The sequence below is a fragment of the Arthrobacter sp. CDRTa11 genome (genome assembly GCF_026427775.1).
Taxonomy (GTDB): Bacteria; Actinomycetota; Actinomycetes; order Actinomycetales; family Micrococcaceae; genus Arthrobacter.
Genome location: NZ_CP044532.1, coordinates 1707476 through 1730285, shown reverse-complemented (window position 1 = coordinate 1730285; position 22810 = coordinate 1707476). Strand labels below are relative to the sequence as shown.

General features: G+C 64.8%; 22 protein-coding genes. 5 read left to right on the top strand and 17 right to left on the bottom strand.

Annotation, left to right across the window (positions count from 1 at the left end; all coding sequences use genetic code 11):
- Nucleotides 1-385 precede the first annotated feature (385 nt).
- From F8G81_RS07850 to F8G81_RS07840, 3 genes are read left to right on the top strand one after another with little or no spacing between them, the layout of a single operon-like run.
- Entirely contained in the window at nt 386-1237 is an 852-nt protein-coding gene (locus tag F8G81_RS07850) for an ABC transporter ATP-binding protein (RefSeq protein ID WP_267278432.1), read from the top strand.
- Nucleotides 1238-1245: 8 nt separating this feature from the next.
- The gene (locus F8G81_RS07845) at nt 1246-1989 is read left to right on the top strand and encodes an ABC transporter permease (RefSeq protein ID WP_267279161.1); all 744 of its coding nucleotides are present in this window, start codon (nt 1246-1248) and stop codon (nt 1987-1989) included.
- Nucleotides 1986-2843 (top strand): TetR family transcriptional regulator, encoded by an 858-nt coding sequence (locus F8G81_RS07840; protein ID WP_267278431.1) that lies wholly within the window; start codon nt 1986-1988, stop codon nt 2841-2843. Before F8G81_RS07845 ends, F8G81_RS07840 begins: the two co-directional genes overlap by 4 nt.
- Here the strand turns inward: F8G81_RS07840 and F8G81_RS07835 are convergent.
- From F8G81_RS07835 to F8G81_RS07795, 9 genes are all read right to left on the bottom strand, one after another.
- Nucleotides 2836-3348: a hypothetical protein gene (locus F8G81_RS07835; RefSeq protein ID WP_267278430.1), complete on the bottom strand. Its 513-nt coding sequence runs from the start codon at nt 3346-3348 to the stop codon at nt 2836-2838. The genes F8G81_RS07840 and F8G81_RS07835 overlap by 8 nt on opposite strands.
- Before the next feature lie 273 nt (nt 3349-3621).
- The gene (locus F8G81_RS07830; protein ID WP_267279160.1) at nt 3622-4512 is read right to left on the bottom strand and encodes a GNAT family N-acetyltransferase; all 891 of its coding nucleotides are present in this window, start codon (nt 4510-4512) and stop codon (nt 3622-3624) included.
- Nucleotides 4475-5641: a flavodoxin-dependent (E)-4-hydroxy-3-methylbut-2-enyl-diphosphate synthase gene (ispG, locus tag F8G81_RS07825; protein WP_267278429.1), complete on the bottom strand. Its 1167-nt coding sequence runs from the start codon at nt 5639-5641 to the stop codon at nt 4475-4477. Before ispG ends, F8G81_RS07830 begins: the two co-directional genes overlap by 38 nt.
- Before the next feature lie 49 nt (nt 5642-5690).
- Complete coding sequence (locus F8G81_RS07820; RefSeq protein WP_267278428.1) at nt 5691-5984, bottom strand: YciI family protein; 294 nt, start codon at nt 5982-5984, stop codon at nt 5691-5693.
- Nucleotides 5985-6039: 55 nt separating this feature from the next.
- Nucleotides 6040-6573 carry a hypothetical protein gene (locus F8G81_RS07815; protein ID WP_267278427.1) on the bottom strand — a complete coding sequence of 178 codons (534 nt, stop codon included), beginning with the start codon at nt 6571-6573 and terminating at the stop codon, nt 6040-6042.
- Nucleotides 6570-7274 carry a MarR family transcriptional regulator gene (locus F8G81_RS07810; protein ID WP_267278426.1) on the bottom strand — a complete coding sequence of 235 codons (705 nt, stop codon included), beginning with the start codon at nt 7272-7274 and terminating at the stop codon, nt 6570-6572. Before F8G81_RS07810 ends, F8G81_RS07815 begins: the two co-directional genes overlap by 4 nt.
- A gap of 100 nt (nt 7275-7374) precedes the next feature.
- Complete coding sequence (locus F8G81_RS07805; RefSeq protein ID WP_267278425.1) at nt 7375-8706, bottom strand: M50 family metallopeptidase; 1332 nt, start codon at nt 8704-8706, stop codon at nt 7375-7377.
- 20 nt (nt 8707-8726) lie between these two features.
- Nucleotides 8727-9911 (bottom strand): 1-deoxy-D-xylulose-5-phosphate reductoisomerase, encoded by a 1185-nt coding sequence (dxr, locus tag F8G81_RS07800; RefSeq protein ID WP_267278424.1) that lies wholly within the window; start codon nt 9909-9911, stop codon nt 8727-8729.
- Nucleotides 9912-9984: 73 nt separating this feature from the next.
- On the bottom strand, nt 9985-10728 hold the full coding sequence (locus F8G81_RS07795; protein ID WP_267278423.1) for a sulfite exporter TauE/SafE family protein: 744 nt from the start codon (nt 10726-10728) through the stop codon (nt 9985-9987).
- Between the two features lie 49 nt (nt 10729-10777).
- Between F8G81_RS07795 and F8G81_RS07790 the strand changes: the two genes are divergently transcribed.
- Nucleotides 10778-12244: a lipase maturation factor family protein gene (locus tag F8G81_RS07790; RefSeq protein ID WP_267278422.1), complete on the top strand. Its 1467-nt coding sequence runs from the start codon at nt 10778-10780 to the stop codon at nt 12242-12244.
- A gap of 35 nt (nt 12245-12279) precedes the next feature.
- Here F8G81_RS07790 and F8G81_RS07785 read toward each other — a convergent pair whose 3' ends face one another.
- Genes F8G81_RS07785 through F8G81_RS07755 form a run of 7 tightly spaced genes read right to left on the bottom strand, consistent with a single transcriptional unit; the run spans nt 12280 to nt 20430 of the window.
- A complete protein-coding gene (locus F8G81_RS07785; RefSeq protein WP_267278421.1) occupies nt 12280-13119 on the bottom strand; it encodes an HpcH/HpaI aldolase/citrate lyase family protein in 840 nt (279 codons plus the stop codon).
- The gene (locus tag F8G81_RS07780) at nt 13116-13748 is read right to left on the bottom strand and encodes a MaoC family dehydratase (protein WP_267278420.1); all 633 of its coding nucleotides are present in this window, start codon (nt 13746-13748) and stop codon (nt 13116-13118) included. Before F8G81_RS07780 ends, F8G81_RS07785 begins: the two co-directional genes overlap by 4 nt.
- A complete protein-coding gene (locus tag F8G81_RS07775) occupies nt 13745-14506 on the bottom strand; it encodes a CoA transferase subunit B (RefSeq protein WP_267278419.1) in 762 nt (253 codons plus the stop codon). Before F8G81_RS07775 ends, F8G81_RS07780 begins: the two co-directional genes overlap by 4 nt.
- A gap of 2 nt (nt 14507-14508) precedes the next feature.
- Nucleotides 14509-15369, bottom strand: coding sequence for a CoA transferase subunit A (locus F8G81_RS07770; protein ID WP_267278418.1), 861 nt, complete (start codon nt 15367-15369; stop codon nt 14509-14511).
- 20 nt (nt 15370-15389) lie between these two features.
- Complete coding sequence (locus F8G81_RS07765) at nt 15390-16553, bottom strand: acyl-CoA dehydrogenase family protein (protein WP_267278417.1); 1164 nt, start codon at nt 16551-16553, stop codon at nt 15390-15392.
- A 2-nt stretch (nt 16554-16555) separates the two neighbouring features.
- Nucleotides 16556-18814 carry an acetyl/propionyl/methylcrotonyl-CoA carboxylase subunit alpha gene (locus F8G81_RS07760; protein WP_267278416.1) on the bottom strand — a complete coding sequence of 753 codons (2259 nt, stop codon included), beginning with the start codon at nt 18812-18814 and terminating at the stop codon, nt 16556-16558.
- Between the two features lie 8 nt (nt 18815-18822).
- Complete coding sequence (locus tag F8G81_RS07755) at nt 18823-20430, bottom strand: carboxyl transferase domain-containing protein (RefSeq protein WP_267278415.1); 1608 nt, start codon at nt 20428-20430, stop codon at nt 18823-18825.
- Nucleotides 20431-20571: 141 nt separating this feature from the next.
- Here F8G81_RS07755 and F8G81_RS07750 point away from each other — a divergent pair, with 141 nt between their 5' ends.
- Complete coding sequence (locus F8G81_RS07750; RefSeq protein WP_323809233.1) at nt 20572-21240, top strand: TetR/AcrR family transcriptional regulator; 669 nt, start codon at nt 20572-20574, stop codon at nt 21238-21240.
- A 76-nt stretch (nt 21241-21316) separates the two neighbouring features.
- Here F8G81_RS07750 and F8G81_RS07745 read toward each other — a convergent pair whose 3' ends face one another.
- Complete coding sequence (locus F8G81_RS07745; protein WP_267279158.1) at nt 21317-22807, bottom strand: dihydrolipoamide acetyltransferase family protein; 1491 nt, start codon at nt 22805-22807, stop codon at nt 21317-21319.
- Nucleotides 22808-22810 lie beyond the last annotated feature (3 nt).

Sequence of the window (22810 nt, the reverse complement as noted above, 5' to 3'; positions counted from 1 at the left end):
CCCAAAAGGAGAGCCCTCCAAAAAAGTGGGGCGCCCAAGGAGCACGGCCGAACAAAAGCAGAAGAGCCACGCCCGGGATGCAAAGCCCCTGGCCCCCCATAGGGCTGGTCATTGCATCCGGGCGTGACTCTGCGGCCGTTGACGCCTTTGACTACCGGAGGGGACCGCTGAGACCGCCCACTCCACTCCAGCGCAGCTAGATCGAACCTATGTGATAGCCGACACGTTGGCAAGCTTTTTTCATCGTGTGAACCATTGACCCCCTGACGCTGGAGGCTTAGTTTTAATTCACCACTTGGTGAATTCCTGCAGGGTTCCGAAGCCTTAGCGGTGGCCAAGCCTCCAGAGTTCCCAAGGCTGCATGGTTCCCAGAATCGAGGCGCTCATGTCACACTCAGCAACAGCACCGGCCCTGGCGGAGCACGGTCCCGCCGTGGTGGCACGCCATCTGCAGGTGACCAGGGGCAAGGCGCACATTCTGCGGGGCCTGGATTTTTCCATTCCGCCGGGCCAGATCACGGGACTGCTGGGCCCATCCGGCAGCGGAAAGACAACCCTGATGCGGGCAATCGTCGGAGTCCAGCGGGTGACGTCGGGAACGGTGGAGGTGCTGGGCCTTCCGGCCGGGCATCCCACCCTGAGGCACAGCGTCGGCTATGTCACCCAGTCCCCCAGCGTTTACCCCGACCTGACCGTGGAGGCCAACGTCCGGTACTTCGGGGCCATGTACCGGAAAGGCCGGGCCGAGGCTGCTGCAGCAATTGCCGCCGTCGGACTTGAACGGCAGGCCCGGCAGAAAACTGCCGATCTTTCCGGCGGCGAACTCAGCCGGGTATCCCTTGCCTGCGCACTGGTCTCGCACCCCAGGCTGTTGGTGCTGGACGAGCCCACTGTGGGCCTTGACCCTGTTCTCCGGGCAGACCTTTGGGACCGCTTCCGCACCATGGCGCAATCCGGAACAACACTGCTGGTCTCCAGCCATGTGATGGAGGAAGCCAGCCACTGTGCATCCCTCCTGCTGTTGAGGGAGGGAGAGCTGCTCGCCCAGCTGACACCACAGGAGCTGAGCCGGCGGGGCCGCAGCGCCGACCTGGAAAGGGCCTTCCTCCAGGTCATCCGCGACGCAGGCAAAGCGCAGGGCGCCGCGCCCCATTCAGATCCCACGGCAGGAACCGGCCCCGTTCCGGACCTCCCGCCCGAAGGCAATGCAACTTCCGAAAGCAGGGTTCGGTCATGAACGTGCTGATGATGCTGGCTACCACCCGCCGGGTTCTGGAACAGCTGCGCCACGATCACCGCAGCGTTGCCCTCATCCTGGTGGTTCCGGCTCTGCTGCTGACGGCCGTCTACTTCCTCTTTGAGAATGAGACCCTGCCGCCGGGGGTGCCTAGGACCTTTGACCGGGTGGGCCTGATGATGCTGGCGATCTTCCCGTTTGTGGTCATGTTCCTGGTTACCTCCATCACCATGCTTCGCGAGCGGACGTCCGGCACCCTGGAGCGGCTGCTGACCACACCCGTCCACAAGGCCGATCTGCTGTTCGGCTACGGGCTGGCCTTTTCCATCATGGCCGCCCTTCAGTCACTGGTTGCCACTGCAGTGGCCTACTGGGTCTTCGAGCTGGACATCCAGGGCAGCCCGGCGCTGGTGGTCCTCATCGCCGTGATCAACGCCGTCCTGGGCGTTGCCCTGGGACTGCTGTGTTCTGCCTTCGCCCGGACAGAATTCCAGGCGGTCCAGTTCATGCCCGTTGTGGTGGTGCCGCAGATTCTGCTCTGCGGGCTCTTTGTTGCCCGGGACCGGATGAACGAGGTCCTGGAGGCGATCTCAAATGTCCTTCCGCTGACATTTTCAGTGGAAGCACTGCAGGAGATCGCAGCCAACGCGGACGCCACCGAACAGCTGTGGCGGGACGCCGGGATCATGGTGGCCATCGTCCTGGGCGTATTGGTGCTGGCGTCGCTGACCCTGCGCAGGCGGACGGCATGACCGGGACGCCGCGTCTGACCGGCCATCAGAAAGATGGCACTGCCGAACGCCGCACCCCTAAAAAGCTGGCCGACGGCGGCCGCGCGTTTGATCCCGACGTCGGCCCGCAGGCCGTTTTGCAAGCCGGCACGGCGGCCGGTCCCGACGTCGGGGCGCAGGCCGGCACGGCGGCCGGTCCACAGGGCCGCCGGGAAACGGGCCCGGAGGCTGAAGGCCCTCGGGCCGATCCCGCCAGGAGGGGGCGGCGCGGCGGAGCTACGGCATCCAGGACCCACATCCTGAACACTGCCCGCAGGCTGTTCGCCGAGCACGGTTTCGAAGGCACCAGCCTGCGTCAGGTGGCCCGTGAAGCCGAAGTGGATCCTGCCATGATCCATCACTTCTTCAAGGGCAAGGACGAACTGTTTGCCCTCAGCGTCGCCCTTCCCGCCGACCCTGCGAAGGTGCTGGAAGGCGTGGACCGGTACGAACCAGGGCAGCGGGCCGAAGCGATCGTCTGGGCCGTATTGCGACTATGGGAAAGCCCGGCCCAGCACAGCCTGGTGGCGTTCCTTCGCGGGACGATCGGTTCGAAGGCAAAGACCTTGCTGCTCAGGGAAATGGTGACCCGCACCATCCTCAGCAGGATCATGGCCGGCGTCCCGGGAGCGCCCCAGGACGTCGCCTTGCGGGCAAACCTTGTGGCCACGCAGATGGTGGGGCTCATGCTGGTCCGCTACGTGGTGAGGCTGGAGCCCCTGGCCTCAGCCTCACCAGAGGACGTAGTGGCCCTCATCGCACCAAATGTCCAGCACTACCTGACGGGCGAACTAAAAGTGGGAGAACTCAAAGTAACGGGGCAGCCCACTACTTGATCTGGGCACCTGCCTGATCCAACATTGCCCCTGTCCTTGACAACGCGGCTTCCTCGGTGGTCCCACCCGAGGAAATGACGGTAATCAGCACGCCGTGGACTACAGCCTGCGCCGTGATCATCGACTGCTTCCGGCCATCCGGCAAGGTGCTGTCCGTGCGGTACGCCAGCGCTCCGGGAACCGTGCCCACTCCATCAAGCAGCGTCAGTGCGACGTCGACCTTTGTTCCTGCCATAACAATGGTCATGTTCGCGCATTTGGACAGTTGATCCGACTGGGCCATGGCCTGCCCCAGGTACGCGGGGTCCAGCCCGGAAGTCATGGCCACAGCCGTGGATGCTGCCTCAGCCGCATCCAGGCTTGTTCCCATCGCAGCCGTCGCGCCGTCAACTGAAGGGGCTGCCCCGGAGATGGCCATTTCCTGGCACACTGCAGGTTCCACAGTCGTGGTGGAAAGAACGGCCTTAAGCTGCTCGGCGGATCCGGTCAGGTCAGTGCTGGACATCACTGCGAGCTTGACTCCCTTGGCATCAGTCAATTGGCCGACCAATGCGGCCAGTTCCTCACTGGTGTATGACTTTGCCGGGGTGGGGGTGGGCGAAGGCGTTTCGCTCGCGGACGGACTGGAGGAGTTGACCGCACTTTGCGCCCCACTCTCTCCAGATGCGCCGGCGCAGCCCGTCAGCCCTGCCGCTAGAAGTATTGACGCCGAAAATCCGAGCAGCGCTGACGTGTTCAAGTGGTCCCCCAAAGTAAGAAAGGGGCAACACCTGCCCCGCTAAAAGAGAACTGTAGCGAATGTTCCGACTTCCCGGAATCCGACCCGCTGGTATGCAGCCCTGGCGCGCGAGTTGAAGCCGTTGACATAAAGGCTGGTGACCGGCGCAATTTTCCTGGCGTGGTCCACCACGGCAGCCATGTACCCTGCGCTCAGGCCCTGTCCGCGGTACAGGGGGTTCATCCACACTCCCTGGATCTGGGTGACGTCGGCAGTGACCGCGCCCAGCTCGGCTTTGAACACCACTTCCCCCGCAGGGTTCAGGTGAACGAGCGAATGACCCTGCTTGATCAGGCCCTCTACGCGCCGGCTGTAGAACTCCCGCCCGCCCAGGAACGGCGAATAGCCCACTTCCTCTTCAAACATGGCGGCGCAGGCGGGGAGGATACGGTCAAAATCTGCCAGCCGGCCCAGCCCAAGGTCCCTGTTGGGTTCCACCAAGGGAGGACCTGCCAGGGTCATGAGGGGCTGTTCCGCCCTGACCTCATGGGCCAGGTGTCCGAGCTCCGCCAATTCCGCGTACAACGCCAGGACGGGCTCGGAAGGGCCAAAGGCCGAGGCATAACGGCGTCCGGACCTGTTGGCTACGGCGGCCACCTGCCCCGCAAAGGCCGGGTCCAGCTGGATGGGAACCAGGTTGGCCCCCGTCCAGCAGGCACCCACCAGCACACCGTCGTCGAAGACGCCCAAAACAGCGGCTCCGCCGCTGGTGGGCGCAGCGGTCCCCGCTGCCCGCAGGTGGGCGAGTATAAAGACGTTGGCTACCGGGTCCTGGAGGGCAAGGCCGCGCAGGGCGGTGGTGTCCGATCCGCCCAACGTGCGGACAGTAATGCCCTCAACTGGGGTTTCGTCCTTACGAGACGCTAACCACGGGGCTACCTTTGACAGCATCTTCGCCATCGGCCTCCCCCATCTCTTCCGCGATACGCATGGCCTCTTCGATCAGTGTCTCAACAATTTCGCTCTCAGGGACAGTCTTAATGACTTCGCCCTTCACAAAGATCTGGCCCTTGCCGTTCCCTGACGCTACCCCAAGGTCAGCTTCGCGGGCTTCTCCGGGCCCGTTGACGACGCAACCCATCACCGCCACGCGCAACGGGATCTCCATCCCCTCAAGGCCTGCCGTCACCTGCTCGGCCAGGGTGTAGACGTCCACCTGGGCGCGGCCGCAGGAGGGGCAGGACACAATCTCCAGCTTGCGCGGACGCAGGTTCAGGGATTGGAGGATCTGGTTTCCGACCTTGATTTCCTCCACCGGAGGAGCCGAAAGCGAAACGCGGATAGTGTCCCCGATGCCCTTGGAGAGGAGGGCACCGAAGGCTACGGCTGACTTGATCGTTCCTTGGAAAGCCGGCCCGGCTTCGGTGACACCGAGGTGCAGCGGCCAGTCACCCTGTTCTGCCAGCATTTCGTAGGCAGCCACCATGATGACGGGGTCGTTGTGCTTGACAGAGATTTTGAAGTCATGGAAGCCGTGTTCCTCGAAAAGGGAAGCCTCCCAGACGGCAGACTCCACCAGTGCTTCGGGCGTGGCCTTGCCGTACTTTTTCATGATGCCCGGTTCAAGCGAACCGGCGTTGACACCAATTCGGATGGACGTGCCGTGGTCCTTGGCGGCCTTGGCGATTTCCTTAACCTGGTCATCGAACTTGCGGATGTTTCCCGGGTTGACACGCACCGCAGCGCAGCCGGCTTCGATGGCCGCGAACACATACTTGGGCTGGAAGTGAATGTCAGCAATAACGGGGATCTGGGACTTGCGGGCGATGATGGGCAGCGCCTCAGCATCGTCGGCTGACGGGCAGGCCACGCGGACAATGTCACAGCCGGACGCCGTGAGTTCGGCGATCTGCTGGAGCGTGGCATTGATGTCCGTGGTGGGCGTGGTGGTCATCGACTGAACGCTGACGGGCGAGTCCGAGCCGACGCCGACCGAACCGACCTTGATCTGGCGCGTCTTGCGGCGGGGTGCAAGGACGGGCGGTGGTGCTGACGGCATTCCCAGGCTGACCGAGGTCACGTGGACTCCTTGGGTAGTGAATTGGTTCGGTGGTGGGGCGGGTCCGTGATCAGGACGTGTGGGCGGCCAGAATGCCGATCACGGGAGTCCATTCGGTGGTCCGGATGCCTGCGATGGTGCCTGCGACGGCAAAGGGATCCTGTTTGAGCAGTTCGTTCAGCCGCGATTCGTCCTGGACCTTGAAGATCAGCAGCGCGCCTGCACCGTCACCGTAGGGTCCGCTGGTGAGCAGCCTGCCATCCTCGGCCAGATCTGAGAGCCAGGCCCGGTGCGCGGGACGGTTTTCATCGCGGGCTGCGGTGGAATCGGGGGCGTAAACGTACTCAACGGCAAAAACAGTCATACCGCTACCCTATCGCCCTGGCAGCCTTCCTTCCCATCCGGCAAGGGAACAGCACCTAGCCAAGGAACAGCACCTTGACGGTGGCCGCGATTCCCGCAGCCCAGAGCATCGATGTGAGTGTTCCGATGATAAAGCGTTCCGCAGCCACCGGGGTTTCCTTCAGCTCCGCAAACCTGCCCAGGCCCTTGATGGCCACGATATAGGCGATCGCCACTGGTTGACCGGTCAGGATGGCAAGGCAGACGCCCAGCCGCTCAAGGACGCCGATGATGGCGCCGCCGCGCAGGATCCGCTGGGTGGGGGCCGGGGGCTCAATACCGGGAACGCCCGACGTCGGGTGGCCGGTTTCCGCCGTCAGCTCGCCGTCGACCGTCTGGCCGGCGCCCGGAATCACGGCGCCCGGAATCACGGTGTCCACCGTGACATCGGCGGAAGGATCCTCCGCGGCCCTCCTCGCTGCCTCGTCGCTTGCGGTAGCGGCATCGGCCCTGTCGTCAATGGTCCTGGCCAGCCGGAAGACGAGCGCCGTTACCGGCCAGCCGGCGAATCCGGCCACCAACAATGCGGCTGCAATCCAGAGTGCGTTCACCGATCTCCCTTGTGAGGTGTTCCCTGATTCCCGGCAGCCGGCGCCGCCAGGACCTGGGTATGGGCGTATTCGAGCAGCATTGCGGCCGCGGGTCTGGCAGCCCATTCTTCCTGCCAGGCGGACCTGAGCACGGCACGGCTCACCGACTGTTCTGTTATTCCCAGTTCTTTGGCCACCTGCTTCTGGCTGCCGTGCCTTTCGCCGCTGCCCTGAATACTTCGCAGCCGGTCAACAATCCTCCACTGGGCTTCCGTACGTTCCTGAATGAGCCGGCCGATGAGGCGGAGCACCGCCTCTGCGTTGGCGCACGTGCTTACTCCTTCCACTGCATGCTTGGGAACATCCATTCCACGGCCAATACTGCCGGACACCACTGACAACGGAACGTGCCCAGCGGCACTCTTGGCCTGGTCTACCGCTTTCCGGGCAGCCACAAACCCGGTTCCGGTTCCCTCGCGCGGCCCGGCGCCGGGCGCCAGGTGTACCGTGCCTATTCCAATTCCGACGTACCAGTAGCCGCTGCGGAGCGCATGCAAAGCGGCGTCCACGACTTCCGCGGGATGTTCCACCACGCCCTGGAGTTCATCGCCCACCGACCGCTCGAAGCCCGCCGAACTAAGGCTGCGCAACTCTGAGATGAGCCCTGGAACACGGTCGACGTCGGTGCTGCTGCCACGCTGGTCGATGGTCATAACGTACATAGCTCAACCGTAAACGTCTGATACCCGATAATCAATCATTTATGGCTTAGTTTTAAAAGTAAGCCATTACTGGCTGATAGGGGGTTGGAAAGGAGCGTCTTTACCCGAAGAGATTTACTGGTTTGACGATGTCTGCGTAGATCAGGAGCGCACCCATGCCCATCAGAAGTGCCGCCACTACATAGGTCACGGGCAGGAGCTTGGCAATATCAAACGCCCCTGGATCCGGCTTGCCGAAGAGCTTGGCCACGCGGCGGCGGGCACCTTCGTACAACGCACCAGCGACGTGGCCACCATCAAGGGGAAGCAACGGGATGAGGTTGAACACTGCCAGCGCAAAGTTCAGCCCGGCCAGGAGCCCCACGAGGGCCGCCAGCCTTGACTGCACAGGCACTTCCTCCATGGCAGCTACCTCGCCGGCAACGCGTCCCACGCCCACCACGCTGATGGGCCCGTTGGGATCACGGGGCTCCTCGCTGAATGCTGCTTTGGCCACGCCTGCCACGCGGGCCGGAAGGTTAAAGACAACGCCGGCCACCTGGCTGATGTTTTCTCCAGCCATGGGCAGCACGGACGACGCCGGCTGGGGCACCAGTTCGGTCTGCGCGCCGATGCCCAGGAAGCCGACGTCCTGGTACAGGAGGTTTCCGGCGTCGTCCTTTGCCTGGCGGCCGTCCACACCCACGATGGGCCGGGCCGAAAGTACTGGGGTGATGGTAGTGGTAACCGGTGTGCCATCCCGTTCAACGGTGATGCTGACTTCCCTGCCGGCCGAAGCCCGGATCCATTCGGTCAGCTGTTCCCAGCCGGTTACGGCCTTTCCATCAAAGGAAGTGACGACGTCGTTGGGCTTCAGCCCGGCCGCCGCCGCCGGGGTTGGCTGGCAGTCCGGGGAGTCCGGATCCACTGTCTGGCCGGCTGCCACCTGGCATTTGGAGACATCGGAGATGGTGGTGGTGGCTGTGGCGATGCCAAAACCCATCAGGAGAACGGCTGTGAGCACCAGCCCGATCAGGAGGTTCATGGCCGGGCCGCCCAGCATGACAATGATCTTTTTCCATACGGGCAGCCGGTAGAACACCCGGTTTTCGTCGCCGGGCCCCACCTCTTCATGGGCGAGGGAACGTGCCTCACTGGCAAGGGTCTGGAACATCCCGGTGCTCGAGGGGCGGACCGTTCCATCCTGGCTGTTGGGCGGGTACATGCCGATCATGGACACGTAACCGCCGAGCGGGATGGCTTTGAACCCGTACTCGGTTTCGCCTTTGCGCTTTGACCAGAGCGTGGGACCGAACCCGATCATGTACTTGGTGACACGGACCTTGAACAGCTTGGCCGGAACCAGATGCCCTACTTCGTGCAGTGCAATGGACGCGGCTATGCCGATCGCCACAAAGACGACACCGAGGATAAAGAGGAGAACGGGGCTCATGTGGGTGGTTCTGCTGCTTCCTAGAGACTACTGACTGCTAAACGTTCGTGGGCGCGCGCACGTGCCCACCTCTCAGCATCCAACACCGACTCAACCGTCAGCCCGGAGGAACCTGAATGTTCGCTGAGTACGGTGTCGATGGTATCCACGATGTCCGTGAACCGGATCCGGCCGGCATGGAAGGCCGTCACCGCTTCCTCATTGGCGGCGTTGAACACAGCGGGGTAGGTACTCCCCTGCTTGGCAGCGTCCTTGGCCAGGGACACGGCCGGAAACGCTTCAGTGTCCAGGGGCTCGAAGGTCCACTTCGTGGCCTGTGTCCAGTCACAGGGCGATGCGGCCCCGGGCACCCTGTCCGGCCAGCCGAGTCCCAGAGCGATGGGAAGCCGCATGTCCGGCGGGGAGGCCTGGGCAATGATGGAGCCGTCCACAAACTGGACCATGGAATGGATCACGGACTGCGGGTGCACCACCACGTCGATCCGGTCCAGCGGGACGTCGAACAGCAGGTGCGCTTCAATCAGCTCAAGGCCCTTATTCACCAGGGTTGCCGAGTTGGTGGTCACCATCAGGCCCATGTCCCAGGTGGGGTGCGCGAGCGCTTCCAGGGGTGAGACGTGGTGGAGTTCTTCGCGGCTCCGGCCCCGGAACGGCCCTCCGGAAGCTGTCAGGATGAGTTTTTCAACCTCTTCAGCGGAACCGGAGCGCAGGCACTGGGCGATGGCTGAATGCTCAGAATCCACCGGCACGATCTGGCCTTCCCGTGCAGCCGCCTTGACCAGTGCGCCGCCCACAATGAGGGATTCCTTGTTGGCCAGGGCCAGCGTCGCACCCGATTTCAGGGCCGCCAGGGTGGGGGCAAGTCCGATGGAGCCGGTGATGCCGTTGAGCACAACGTCAGCATCCACCTCGGCGATCCTGGTGGAAGCATCCGGACCGGCAATGATTTCCGGGCTGTACCCGGGCCGCCCCGCGGCCTGTGCCGCGGCGGCGATCAGCTCCCTCAGGCGCCGTTGATCCCCGGCAGCAATGCCTATGGCAAGGGCGCCGGTGTGGACGGCCTGCCGGGCCAAAAGCTCCAGGTTCCCTCCACCCGCGCTGAGCGCCACCACCTCAAAAAGGTGCGGGGCGCCGTCGACGACGTCAATCGCCTGTGTGCCGATGGAGCCGGTGGATCCGAGGAGGACGATTCTGCGTGGCTGCATTGGTTAAGTATCCCGCACGGGGCGGGAGTGGCTGGTCAGCGTGAAGGGCGCGGGCTTGTCCGGCCTGGAGCTCCTAGACTGCGGCCAGCTCCACAAGTCCCTTGGCAAGGGTGGAGGCGGCCCCCAGATAGGCGATGCCCACTACGATCCTGCGGACCGAGCCGGGGTGCACCCGGCCCGAGAGCAGGTCGCCGGCGACGATGCCTGCCACCATTGCTGCCAGGATCCCAAGCCACTGCCAGCCCTCAAGGGCGGGGACATGCCCGCCGGACAGGATGTACTTGCTCACAAGGGAGCTCAAGCCGGTGGTCACAAAGTAGGGTTGAAGCGTGGCGCTGAAGCTTTTCTGTTCCCAGCGCGTAGCTATGGCGTAGGCAGTGATGGCCGGCCCACCCACACCGGCGGCGGCGTTCATGAGTCCACTGGAGAATCCCAGCCCCACCAACGGAACCGGCCCCCGGGCATGCCACGAACTGCGGGTCAGCCGCTGCGACACCAGCAACGCGATGAAGAGCAGCACACCGATGCAGATCTCCAGGGGCGCCTCAGGGACGTTGCTGGCCAGCCAGGCCCCCGGGAGCACGCCTGCAACCGCCGCGAGCGCCAGGCGGAAGTAGCGCTGCCAGTCCACAAACCTCCAGACCCGGGACAGGATCAGGAGGGAGGAAGCAGCGCCGCAGAGGTTGATGATCAGCACGCCGTCAAATGGGCCCAGGAGCACCACTAGGACCGGGGACACGAGCAGCCCGAAGCCCAGACCAGCCAGGCGTTGCGCCAGGGCACCTGCTACAACGGCGATGAGCACCAGAGCAAACATCACTCGATCCTAGTGGCGACGCCGTGATTGGCGGGCGTACCGTGGAATGGTGGACTGGGTTTCCTGGTTCGATGCGTCGGAGTACGAATTCGCCCGGCAGGTGCTGCAGCGTGGGGTCGCGGCACTGTACTTTGTTGCGTTCCTGTCATCCCTCAACCAATTCCCGGCACTCCTGGGCGAGCGTGGCCTGCTCCCCGTCCCCGGGTATCTTGAAAGATTTGGCGCCCGCGGCCGGCCTACCCTGTTCCGTTGGCGCTACTCAGACGCGCTGCTGCGTTCAGTCTGCACAACCGGCCTGATGATCTCAGCGCTGCTGGTGGCTGGACTTCCCCAGCTGGGGCCACCCTGGCTGCCCTTGATTGCTTTCCTTTCGCTCTGGCTGCTGTACATGTCCATCGTGAACGTGGGCCAGACGTTCTACGGCTTCGGCTGGGAGATGCTGCTCCTGGAAGCAGGCTTCACCGTAGCCTTCCTGGGTTCGGACCAGACGGATCCGCCGCGCACCATCCTGATCCTGATTGCGTGGCTGGTGTTCCGGCTGGAGTTCGGCGCGGGAATGATCAAAATCCGTGGCGGCCAGGAGTGGCGGGACCTCACCGCCCTGTACTACCACCACGAGACCCAGCCGATGCCCGGACCGTTGAGCCGGCAGGCGCACCTCCTGCCAAAGCCCTTCCATCGCCTGGAGGTCCTGGGCAACCACTTCGCCCAGCTGGTGGTGCCCTTCTTCCTCTTCGCCCCGCAGCCGCTGGCCAGCGCTGCCGCCGGCATCATCATCTTTACCCAGCTGTGGCTTGTAGCCAGCGGCAATTTCGCCTGGCTCAACTGGATTGCCATAGTGCTGGCCTTCGCAGCCGTCAGTGATCCGGTGGCCCATGCGGTATTTCCCGTCCTGCCCTTGGACTGGCATCCCGACAACGCCGGCCGGGAGACTCCCCTGTGGTGGCTCATCCTCACCCTGGCGGTAACACTCCTGCTGGCGGTCCTCAGCTACTGGCCCGTGCGCAACCTGTTCTCCAGGCAGCAGCTGATGAATGCCAGCTTCAACCGCTGGCAACTCGTCAACACGTACGGCGCGTTTGGCACGGTCACCAGGCATCGGATCGAGATTGTGGTGGAAGGCACTTTGGACGAGGACCCGAGCGACGGTGCGGAGTGGCGCGAGTACGGTTTCAAGGGAAAACCCGGGGACGTGCGCCGGCTGCCCCGGCAGTGGGCCCCGTACCACCTGCGGCTGGACTGGCTGATGTGGTTCCTGCCGCTCCGCACGGTGCACGAGGAGTGGTTCTACGCATTCCTCACCAGGCTGCTGGAATCGGACCGGCAGACGCTGCGGCTGCTGCGGCACGATCCGTTCGACGGCGAACCGCCCCGCTGGGTGCGCGCCCGCAGGTACCTGTACCGCTTCTCCACCCGGGCCGAGTTCCGCGAAAACCGCGAGCGCTGGGTACGGACTCCGCTCCCGCAGGCCATCCCGCCCCTCTCCCTCCGGCGCACTCCAGGACACCAAAGGTAGGCACGGCGGGCAGCTTCAGGCGTGGGCCAGGTGAATCAGGCGTGGGCTCCTGCGCGGCGAATGGTGGCTTCCGCATGTTTGAGGATGGGGCCATCGATCATCTTGCCGTTGTACTGGAAGACTCCTGATCCAGCCGTTGCAGCCGCCTGCAGCAGGTTGGTGGCCGCCGCAACGTCAGCCTCGGAAGGGGCGTAGGCGCCCCTGACAACATTTGCCTGGGTGGGGTGGATGCAGGCCTTGGAGCTGAATCCTGAGGCCACAGCATCTGCCGCTTCAACGGCCAGGCCCTCGAGGTCCGGAATATTGACGTACACGGCGTCCACTGCTTCTTTGCCAAGGGCGCGTGCGGCCAGCAGTACAGCGGAGCGGGCATGCAGGGCGACAGCCCGGTAGCCGCCGTCGTCCTTCCGGCTGGAGATCCCGCCCAGGGAGGCCAAAAGATCCTCAGCCCCCCACATCAGCGCCACAACGTTGGGGGCAGCAGCGATGGCGGGGGCGTTGAGAACTCCGAGGGCAGTCTCGCACAGGGCCACCACGTGGTAGTCCTGGAGGGCTTCCAGCTGCGCGGCGCTTTCCGCCTTGGCCAGCATCACGGTCCGGTAGGGCGTGTGGGCCAGGCAGTGGAGGTCCTTTTCGAACTCTTCGGTGCCGGCCGGATTGATCCGGATGATGGTGCGGCTGGGATTCAGCTCGGGCACGTCGGCGCCGGCTCCCAGTTGGGCAAGGATGGCGCCGCGGGCCCTTTGCTTGTCGGCCGGGGCCACCGCATCTTCCAGATCAAGGATGACGGCATCCGCGCGTTCGGCGGCTTTCTGGTAGCGCTCGGGCCTGTCGGCCGGGCAGAACAGCAGGGCAGGTCCCATCACAAAGCTCATATGGACATTGTCCCCTTTTCGTCCCCCTGCTGACTCCCCTTTTCGGGCGCCTTTTGGTCCGTTTCCAGAGGGTCCTCGCGGCGCTCCGGCTGGCGCTCCTGCTGGCTGGCGCCGTGGGCTTCGCGCATCCACATCAGGCAGCTCCGCGTAGCCAGGGCCACCGGCGTTCCGTCCTGGTTCCGGCCAGTGTGCATCATGGTCACAATGCCTTGTCCGGGCCGTGACTCCGAAGCCCGCTTGAGGATAATCACCGTCTCCGTGTAGAGCGTATCGCCGTGGTAGAGCGGGTTCGGGAACGAGACATCGGTCAGTCCCAGCTGGGCAATGATGGTGCCCTGGGTCAGCTGCGAAACGGACTGGCCCACCATGGTGGCCAGGGTGAACATGGAGTTGACCAGCCGCTGGCCGAAGGGTTGCCCCGCGCTCCAGGCTGCGTCAAGGTGCAGGGCCTGGGTGTTCATGGTGAGCGTGGTGAACAGGACGTTGTCAGCTTCCGTCACCGTCCGGCCAGGCCGGTGGGCGTACACCACGCCTTCCTCGATTTCGTCGAAGTAGAGGCCGCGCTGCTGGATCACACGCGCGTCCGATCCTTCGGCCTTGTTCGGGTTCGGCCATGAAGTATCACTCATACGGTCAGTTCCCGGTCCTCTTCAAAAAGCTCTGCGCCGGTCGCCGCCGCCACGTCCTCAATCGAAACATTGGGTGCCAGTTCACGCAGCACCAGCCGGGGTCCGCCTCCCTCGTTTACGACGTCGATCACGGCCAGGTCGGTGATAATCCGGTCCACGCAGCCTTTTCCCGTGAGCGGCAGGCTGCACTGCTGCACGATCTTGGGCCTGCCGCTGCGGTCCACGTGCTCCATCATCACGATCACTTTCTTGGCGCCGAACACCAGGTCCATGGCACCCCCCATGCCCTTGACCATTTTTCCCGGGATCATCCAGTTGGCCAGGTCCCCGTTGGCGGCCACCTCCATGGCACCCAGCACGGCCACGTCCACGTGGCCGCCGCGGATCATGCCGAATGAGGACGCTGAGTCAAAGAAGGCTGCCCCCGCTTTGACGGTGACTGTTTCCTTGCCTGCGTTGATCAGGTCCGGGTCAACCTGGTCCTCCGCGGGATACGGACCGACGCCGAGAATCCCGTTTTCTGAGTGCAGCACCACTTCCACACCGGCCGGAATGTAGTTGGGGATGAGCGTGGGCATGCCAATGCCGAGGTTGACGTACTGGCCGTTGCTGAGTTCCTGTGCGACGCGGGCTGCGAGCTGGTTCCGTGTCCAGCCCTTACTGTCGGCAGAGCCACCCTCCTGCTGCGCGGCAGCGGACCGCCGGTATTCGGGGCGGACGCCTTCGGGACGGGGAGCCTGCGGGCTGTTCGGGTCCATGGCTACGCTCCTTGCTGGGGTGCTTGTTGTGCCTGCTGTTGCTGTCCCGGTTGTAACTGTTGTGGCTGTGCCGGTTCCGCTCCTGACCCGCCGGGGCCGTATCCGGACGGGGCAGTCAGCGCCACGGTCCGCTTTTCAATGCGCTTCTCAACGTCCGGCACAAGAACCACCCGCTGGACGAAAATGCCGGGCGTGTGAACGTGCTCGGGGTCCAGCTCTCCGGGTTCCACCAGCTCCTCCACCTCCGCGATGGTGATCCGCCCGGCCATGGCACACAACGGGTTGAAGTTCATTGCGGTGGCGTGGAAGACCAGGTTTCCGTGGCGGTCCCCCTTCCAGGCGTGGACCAGGCCGAAGTCCGGGGTCAGTGACTCCTCCAGGACGTAATCGACGTCGTTGAAGGTGCGCACCTCCTTGGCGGCGGAGGCAACGGCGATGCCGCCGTCGGCGTCGTATTTCTGCGGCAGCCCGCCGTCGGACACCTGGGTGCCGACTCCCGCCTTGGTGTAGAAGGCCGGGATGCCGGCGCCGCCGGCCCGGAGTTTTTCAGCCAGGGTTCCCTGCGGCGTCAGCACCACCTCCAGCTCACCGGCGAGGAATTGGCGGGCAAACTCCTTGTTTTCGCCCACATAGGAGCTGATGGTTCGGCGGATCCGGCCGTCGCGGAGCAGGATGCCGAGCCCCCAGTCGTCCACTCCGCAGTTGTTGCTTACCGTTTCCAGGTCCGTGGTGCCGCGGCGGTGAAGGGCATCGATCAGGGCCACCGGAATGCCACACAGGCCGAACCCGCCCACGGCCAGGGACGCGCCGTCGGGGATATCCGCAACCGCTTCCTCCGCGCTGGCAACAACCTTGTTAATCATCGGTGATCCTTTCAGGCCGGCTACAGTCCCAGTTCGCGGGCGATCAGCATCAGCTGGACTTCCGTGGTGCCTTCCCCCACTTCAAGGATCTTGGAGTCGCGGTAGTGGCGTGCCACAGTGAATTCGTTGATGAAGCCATAGCCGCCGAACACCTGGGTGGCATCCCGCGCGTTGTCCATGGCTGCCTCGCCTGCGACCATCTTAGCGATGGCCGCCTCCGTCTTGAACGGCTTACCCGCCAGCATCCTCGAAGCCGCATCGTAGTAGGCCAGCCGGGCTGTATGGGCCCTGGCCTGCATGCGGGCGATCTTGAACGAGATGGCCTGGTACTTGCCGATGTGGTGCCCAAAAGCGCTGCGTTCCTTGGCGTATTTGACCGACAGGTCAACGCAGCCCTGCGCCGCCCCCGTGGCCAGCGCGGCGATCGCGATCCGGCCCTCGTCCAGGATGGACAGGAAGTTCGCGTAGCCGCGGCCCTCCTCCCCGAGCAGGTTCGCTTCCGGAACGCGGACATCCTTCAGGGTCAGCGGGTGGGTGTCCGAGGCGTTCCAGCCCACCTTGTTGTACGCCTTCTCGGCCTTGAACCCCGGCGTGTCAGTGGGCACCAGGATGGTGGAGATCTCCTTCTTCACGCTCCCGTCCTTGCGTTCCTTCTGGCCCGTCACGGCCGTGACGGTCACCAGGCGGGTGATGTCCGTCCCGGAATTGGTGATGAACTCCTTGTTCCCATTGATCACCCAGTTCCCCGCCTCACGCCGGGCGTGGGTCTTGGTGCCGCCTGCGTCGGACCCGGCTTCCGGTTCCGTCAGACCGAAGCCGGCCAGGGCCTGCCCCGATGCCAGCATGGGCAGCCAGTCCTCCTTCTGGGCGTCAGTACCGAAGCGGTACACGGGCATGGCACCCAGGGAGACGCCGGCTTCCAGCGTGATGGCCACCGACTGGTCCACCCTGCCCAACTGCTCCAGTGCCAGGGCAAGGGCAAAGTAATCCCCGCCCATCCCGCCGAACTCCTCCGGGAACGGCAACCCGAACAGCCCCATCTCGGCCATCTGCTTCACCACTTCATAGGGGAAGCTGTGCTCCTCGTCGTGTTTTGCCGATACCGGTGCCACCACATTGTCCGCGAAGTCCCGGACGGTGTCGCTGAGGTCCTGGTATTCCTCGCTGAGTTCAAAATGTGCCATGTCTAGGCTCCCTTGCCAGTAATGATCGGATCGTGTTGGGTCTGCCCCGGGGCCTGGTGTAGCTCAGTCTCTGACTCCGGGTCCGGGTCCGGGTCCGGGTGGATCGTGGCGAGGACCTGGTCCACTTTCACAAGGTCGCCCGGGCCCACGCCGAGGAGGACGGTGCCGGCCAGCGGCGCCAGCAGTTGGTGCTCCATTTTCATGGCTTCCACCGAGAGCAGCACCTGGCCGGTTTTTACGTGTTCGCCGTCGCCGACGGAAACGGATACCACGGTGCCGGGCATCGGAGAGCGCACGGCCGGATCCGCGGCACCTTCCTGGCGTTGGATGGCCGCAAGTACCCGGGCGAGCCGCGATTCCCGGGTCAGCACCTCCAGGCGGCAGGACCATCCGCCGGTTCCCAGGAAGAGTTCGGTAGGCCAGGCTGGAGTGGGCTTATCCCAGGTGGGAACTACCGCACCCCGGTACACCGGCGCGAGGGAGTACTGCACCGTTTCCCCCGCAAGGCTCAGCACCGCGTCCCGACGGGAGCGGAACTCCAGTGACGCTTCGCGCCCCGGCCCGTTGTCCACGGTGACCATGACTGGCCCGTCAAGAACCCGGCCGCCGGATACGCGCACCGTTGCGACGCCGCCGTCGGGCGTTCCGAGGCTGATCGGCCGGGGCGCCGCTGCGCCGAGCCGCCAGCCGCTGCGGGTATGCCAAAGATCCGATGGCGCTTGGCGCGTGTCCTCTTCTTCCTTCGCCATGGCATAAAGGGCCGCGGCCACCAGTTCGGCGTCGTCCACATGGCGAAAGGTGAAGCCCGGCAGCTTGCGCTCGATCAGGCCGGTGTCCAGGTGCCCGGCGCGGACGTCGTCATCGTTGATCAGGAGCCGGAGGTATTCAACGTTCGTCTCCAGCCCGAGCGCCGTATAGCCGGCAAGTGCTTCATCCAGCGTGTCCAGGGCGGCCGTCCGGTCCCCGCCCCAGGCCACCACTTTGGCCATCATGGGATCGTAGTTCGACGAGATTTCCAGGCCCTCGCGCAGGGAGGAATCCACCCGAACGCGGCCCTCGCCGGTAGCCACTTCCGTGCGGGCCGGGGCGCTGGGGCGCTGCGGCCGGGCCGGCAGTTCGTCCAGCAGCAGGACGGTGCCGGTGGAGGGCAGGAAGTTCTTTTCGGGGATTTCGGCGTAGACCCGGGCTTCGACGGCGTGGCCCTTGAGTTCGACGTCGGCCTGGGCCACGGTGAGCGCCTCACCGGCGGCGATCCGGACCTGCCATTCGACCAGGTCCACGCCGGTGACCATTTCCGTGACGGGGTGTTCGACCTGGAGGCGGGTGTTCATTTCCATAAAGAAGAACTCGTCCGGGGCCTCGTCGGAGACCAGGAATTCCACCGTCCCGGCCCCGGTGTAGTTCACGCTCCGGGCCGCCTGGCACGCGGCCTCGCCGATCCGTTCGCGCACCGCGGCGCCGTCGGCGAGGGATTCCAGCAGCGGCGACGGTGCCTCCTCGATGACCTTTTGGTGCCGGCGCTGCAGCGAACACTCACGCTCGCCCAGATGGATCACGTTGCCGTGGTTGTCCGCGAGGACCTGGACCTCGATGTGCCGCGGCGTGCGGATCAGCCGCTCCAGGAACAGCGTGTCGTCCCCGAACGCACTGGCGGCGACGCGCCGGGCGGTGGCAAGGGTGGCTGCCAGCTCCCCGGGGCTTTCCACGATGTGCATGCCTTTGCCGCCGCCGCCCGCGGACGGCTTGATCAGCAGGGGGAAGCCGACGGCGTCCGCGGCCTCAACCAGCTGGGCGTCGGTCATGCCCGGCTCGGCGATGCCCGGGACCACCGGGACGCCGTAGCCGGATACGTGGTTCTTGGACCGGATCTTGTCCCCCATCACGTTCAGGGACTCCACGCCCGGCCCGATGAACGTGATTCCCGCGGCTTCCAGGGCACGGGCGAAGTCGACGTTCTCACTCAGGAACCCGTACCCGGGGTGCACCGCCTGGGCGCCGGTCTCCCGGCACGCCCGGATGATGGCCTCGATCTTCAGGTAGCTCTCGGCCGCCGCGGCCGGACCGATCCGGACAGCGACGTCCGCTTCTCGCACGTGCCGGGCACCGGCGTCGGCGTCGCTGTACACAGCCACCGAACGGATCCCCAGGGCACGCAGGGTCCGGATCACCCGGCAGGCGATTTCGCCCCGGTTCGCCACGAGGACGGTACCGAACAGTGCCGGCGTCACGGCCGGCTGAGTCAGTTGGGGTGCTTCAGTCATCGCTGGGCTCACATCCTGAAGAGGCCGAAGGAGGTTTCCGGCAGCGGGGTGCGGGAGACGACGTCAAGCGCCAGCCCCAGCACGGTACGGGTATCGGCCGGGTCAATCACACCGTCATCCCACAAACGCGCCGTGGAATAGTACGGGCTGCCCTGGTCCTCGTACTGCTGCCGGATCGGGGCCTTAAACGCCTCCTCATCCGCCGCGGACCAGTCCTGGCCGGCGGCCTCGTACTGGTCCCGCTTCACGGTGGCCAACACACTGGAGGCCTGGTTCCCGCCCATGACCGAGATCCGCGACGCCGGCCACATCCACAAAAACCGCGGCGAATACGCCCGCCCGCACATCGAATAATTCCCGGCACCGAACGAGCCGCCGATCACCACCGTCAGCTTGGGCACCCGTGCCGTCGCCACCGCGGTGACCATCTTCGCGCCGTTCTTCGCGATGCCGCCCTGCTCCGAATCCCGGCCCACCATAAAACCGGAGATGTTCTGCAAGAACACCAGCGGGATCCCGCGCTGGTCACACAGCTCAATGAAATGCGCGCCCTTCAACGAAGACTCACTGAAAAGCACCCCGTTATTGGCCACAATCCCCACCGGGTGCCCGTGCAGCCGGGCGAAGCCCGTCACCAGGGTGGTGCCGTATTCCTTCTTGAATTCATGGAACCTGCTGCCGTCCACCAGCCGGGCAATGACCTCGTGGACGTCATACTGCGCGTTGACGTCCGTAGGCACGGCCCCATACAGTCCGGCCGGGTCAGCGACGGGTTCGACGGCGGTTTCCACGTCCCACGCCGGGGCCGCCGGTTTCGGCAGCGTCGCCACGATGTCACGGACAATCTGCAGCGCATGCTCATCGTTTTCGGCCAGGTGGTCCGTCACCCCGGAGACCCGTGAATGAACCTCCCCGCCGCCAAGCTCCTCGGCCGTCACAATCTCCCCGATCGCGGCCTTCACCAGCGGCGGCCCGCCCAAGAAAATAGTCCCCTGGTTGCGGACAATCACCGTCTCATCACTCATCGCCGGAACATACGCACCGCCGGCAGTGCAGGACCCCAGCACCGCCGCGATCTGCGGGATCTTGGCGGCCGAGAGCCTGGCCTGGTTGTAGAAGATCCGGCCGAAATGCTCCTTATCCGGAAACACCTCATCCTGCTTCGGCAAAAACGCCCCGCCCGAATCCACCAGATAGATGCACGGCAACCGGTTCTCCCACGCGATCTCCTGGGCGCGGAGGTGCTTCTTCACCGTCATGGGATAGTAGGTGCCGCCCTTGACCGTGGCGTCATTGGAAACCACCAGCACATGCCGGCCATGGACCAGGCCGATGCCGGCAATCACTCCGGCGCCAGGAGACTCGTTGTCATACATGCCGTTGGCCGCAAGCGGGGCGATCTCCAAAAAAGGACTGCCCTCATCCAGCAACTGATCGATCCGCTCCCGCGGCAGGAGCTTGCCCCTGGCCACATGCCGTTCACGCGACTTCTCCGGACCACCCAACGCCGTTTGGGCCAGCGTGTCCCGCAGTTCGCCGGCGAGCGCGGCCTGGGCTGCATGGTTTGCGGCGAACGCTTCACTGCTGGCGTCTAGCCGGCTGACGAGGGTCTCCATCGACGGGTCCGTTCCTGTTTTCGCAGTGCCCACAAGCAGACTGGGTTAGTGTTCCGTAACTGAGATTTAGGTTAGTCTGTATTAACTGTGATGTCCAACACAGTGCGGCCTTGCTAGAATTTCCAGGTCCGAGGAGGAAATGTGCCCACCACACAGGCCGCGCAATCTGTCCAGCCCAACCCGTCAAACCAGCACAGCCAGCGCGCCCAGACCACCCAGCGGAGCCAGGCCAAGGAAAACCGGCGGCAGGCCCTGCTGTCCGCCGCCGCATCCCTGTTTGCGGTGAACGGCTACAACCGCGTATCCCTGGAGGACCTTGGTGCTGCGGCGGGGGTCAGCGGGCCGGCCGTGTACCGCCACTTCACCGGGAAGCAGGCAGTCCTGGGTGACCTGCTCCTGACTGTCAGCCGCGACCTCCTCGATGGCGGCCGGAATGTGCTGGCCGAGACGACGGATCCGCTGGCCGCCTTGGGCCGCCTGGTGGCATTCCAGGTGGACTTTGCGCTGGGCAAGCCGGACGTCATCCGGGTCCAGGACCGGGACTTCAGCAACCTCACCGAGCAGGACCAGGCGGAGGTCCGGGCCCTGCAGCGCAGCTACGTTGAGCTCTGGGTGGAGGTGCTCGCCGCGCTGCACCCCTCAACCGATGCCGCGGAGCTGCGGATGCGGGCCCACGCCACGTTCGGCCTCATCAACTCCACGCCGCACTCCGTGCGCAGCCACGGCCGCCGGGTGGCCCCCAAGACAGCCCGTCCGCTCCTGGAGGGCATGGCGCTGGCGGCTCTGACCGCGGACGTCCGGACGAACTAGGGCTAAGGACGGCTCTGGCCCGCATAACCGGTGCCGGGCAGCAGCGGTCATGCGGGCCAGATGCGTTCATGTACGCCTAGACCATGGTCAGGACCATACCGGGCTCGGCCAGGATGGCGCCGACGTCGGCCAGGAACCGGGAGCCCTGCTCCCCGTCCACCAGCCGGTGGTCAAAGGACAGGCTCAGCGTCATGACCTGGCGGAGGGCAACCTCCCCCTGGTACTCCCACGGCATCCTGCGGACCGCACCCATGGCCAGGATGGCTGCCTCGCCCGGATTCAGGATGGGAGTTCCGGCGTCGATCCCAAAGACTCCGATGTTGGTGATGGACACAGTTCCCCCTGACAGGTCAGCGGGTGTGGTCTTTCCTGCCCGCGCCGTCTCCGTCAATCCGGTCAGGGCCTCCGAGAGTTCCAGCAGGGACAGCCTGTCCGCATCCTTGATATTGGGAACTGTGAGGCCACGCGGGGTTGCCGCTGCGATTCCCAGGTTCACATAGTTGAACTGCACGATCTCCTGGCGCTCTTCGTCCCACCGTGAGTTCAGCGAGGAATTCCGCCGCAGCGCAATCAGGACGGCCTTTGCGACGAGCGTGAGCGGCGTGAGCTTGTACCCGGCAAAAGTCCGGCTGGCCTTCAACTTGTCGAGCAGCTCCATGCTGGGCGTCACGTCCGCCGTCAGGAACTCGGTCACGTGTGGTGCTGTGAATGCGCTGGAGACCATTGCCGCGGCGGTGAATTTGCGGACACCCTTGATGGGTGTGCGGACCTCCCGCTCGCCTGGTGTACCCGCCTGCCCCGCTGTTACTTCCCTATCCCGGGCTTCCCTGTCGGGAACCGTGACGGAATGGTGGGCTGCCGCCAGATCGCCGCCGTCCACAAAGTTCTGCACGTCTTCCCTGGTGATCAGTCCGCCGGGTCCGGTTCCCGTCACGGTGCCCAGCTCAACTCCGAGGTCCTTGGCCAGCTTCCGGACAGGAGGAGTGGATTTGGGCCGTTCGCCACTTGCACCGGGGGCGCCGGCCGCGGGTGCCGAGGTTTCAGCAACATGCTGTGAGGGCGCGGGAGCGTTGACCACAGTCATGTGGGAGACCGGATGTTTTGAAATCATCGTCCGGGGCCGCCGGGCGGGGCGGCTGGAACTTTCGACGACGGCGCCGTAGCCAACCAGGTTCGGCTGCCGTTTGGCGGTGCCCGCCTCAGCCGCGCCCGCCGCCGCAGGTTCAGTCACGCTGGGCGCGGGATTTTCATTGACGTCGAATTCCGCAGGTACGTCCCCGGCGTCCCGCTCAACGGGCGTACTTGCGGAAGGTGACCCACCGGCGTCGTCCGCTACTTCAAAGGAGACGATAGGCTTGCCCACCTCCACGATGGTGCCGGGTTGTTCGTGGAGGGCGGTGATGACGCCCGCGAACGGGGAAGGCAGTTCAACCACGGCTTTGGCGGTTTCAACCTCGGCGATGACCTGGTTGAGTTTGACCGTGTCCCCAACACCGACTTTCCAGCTGAGGATTTCGGATTCGGTCAGTCCCTCGCCGAGATCCGGAAGCCTGAATTCCTTGATCATGGT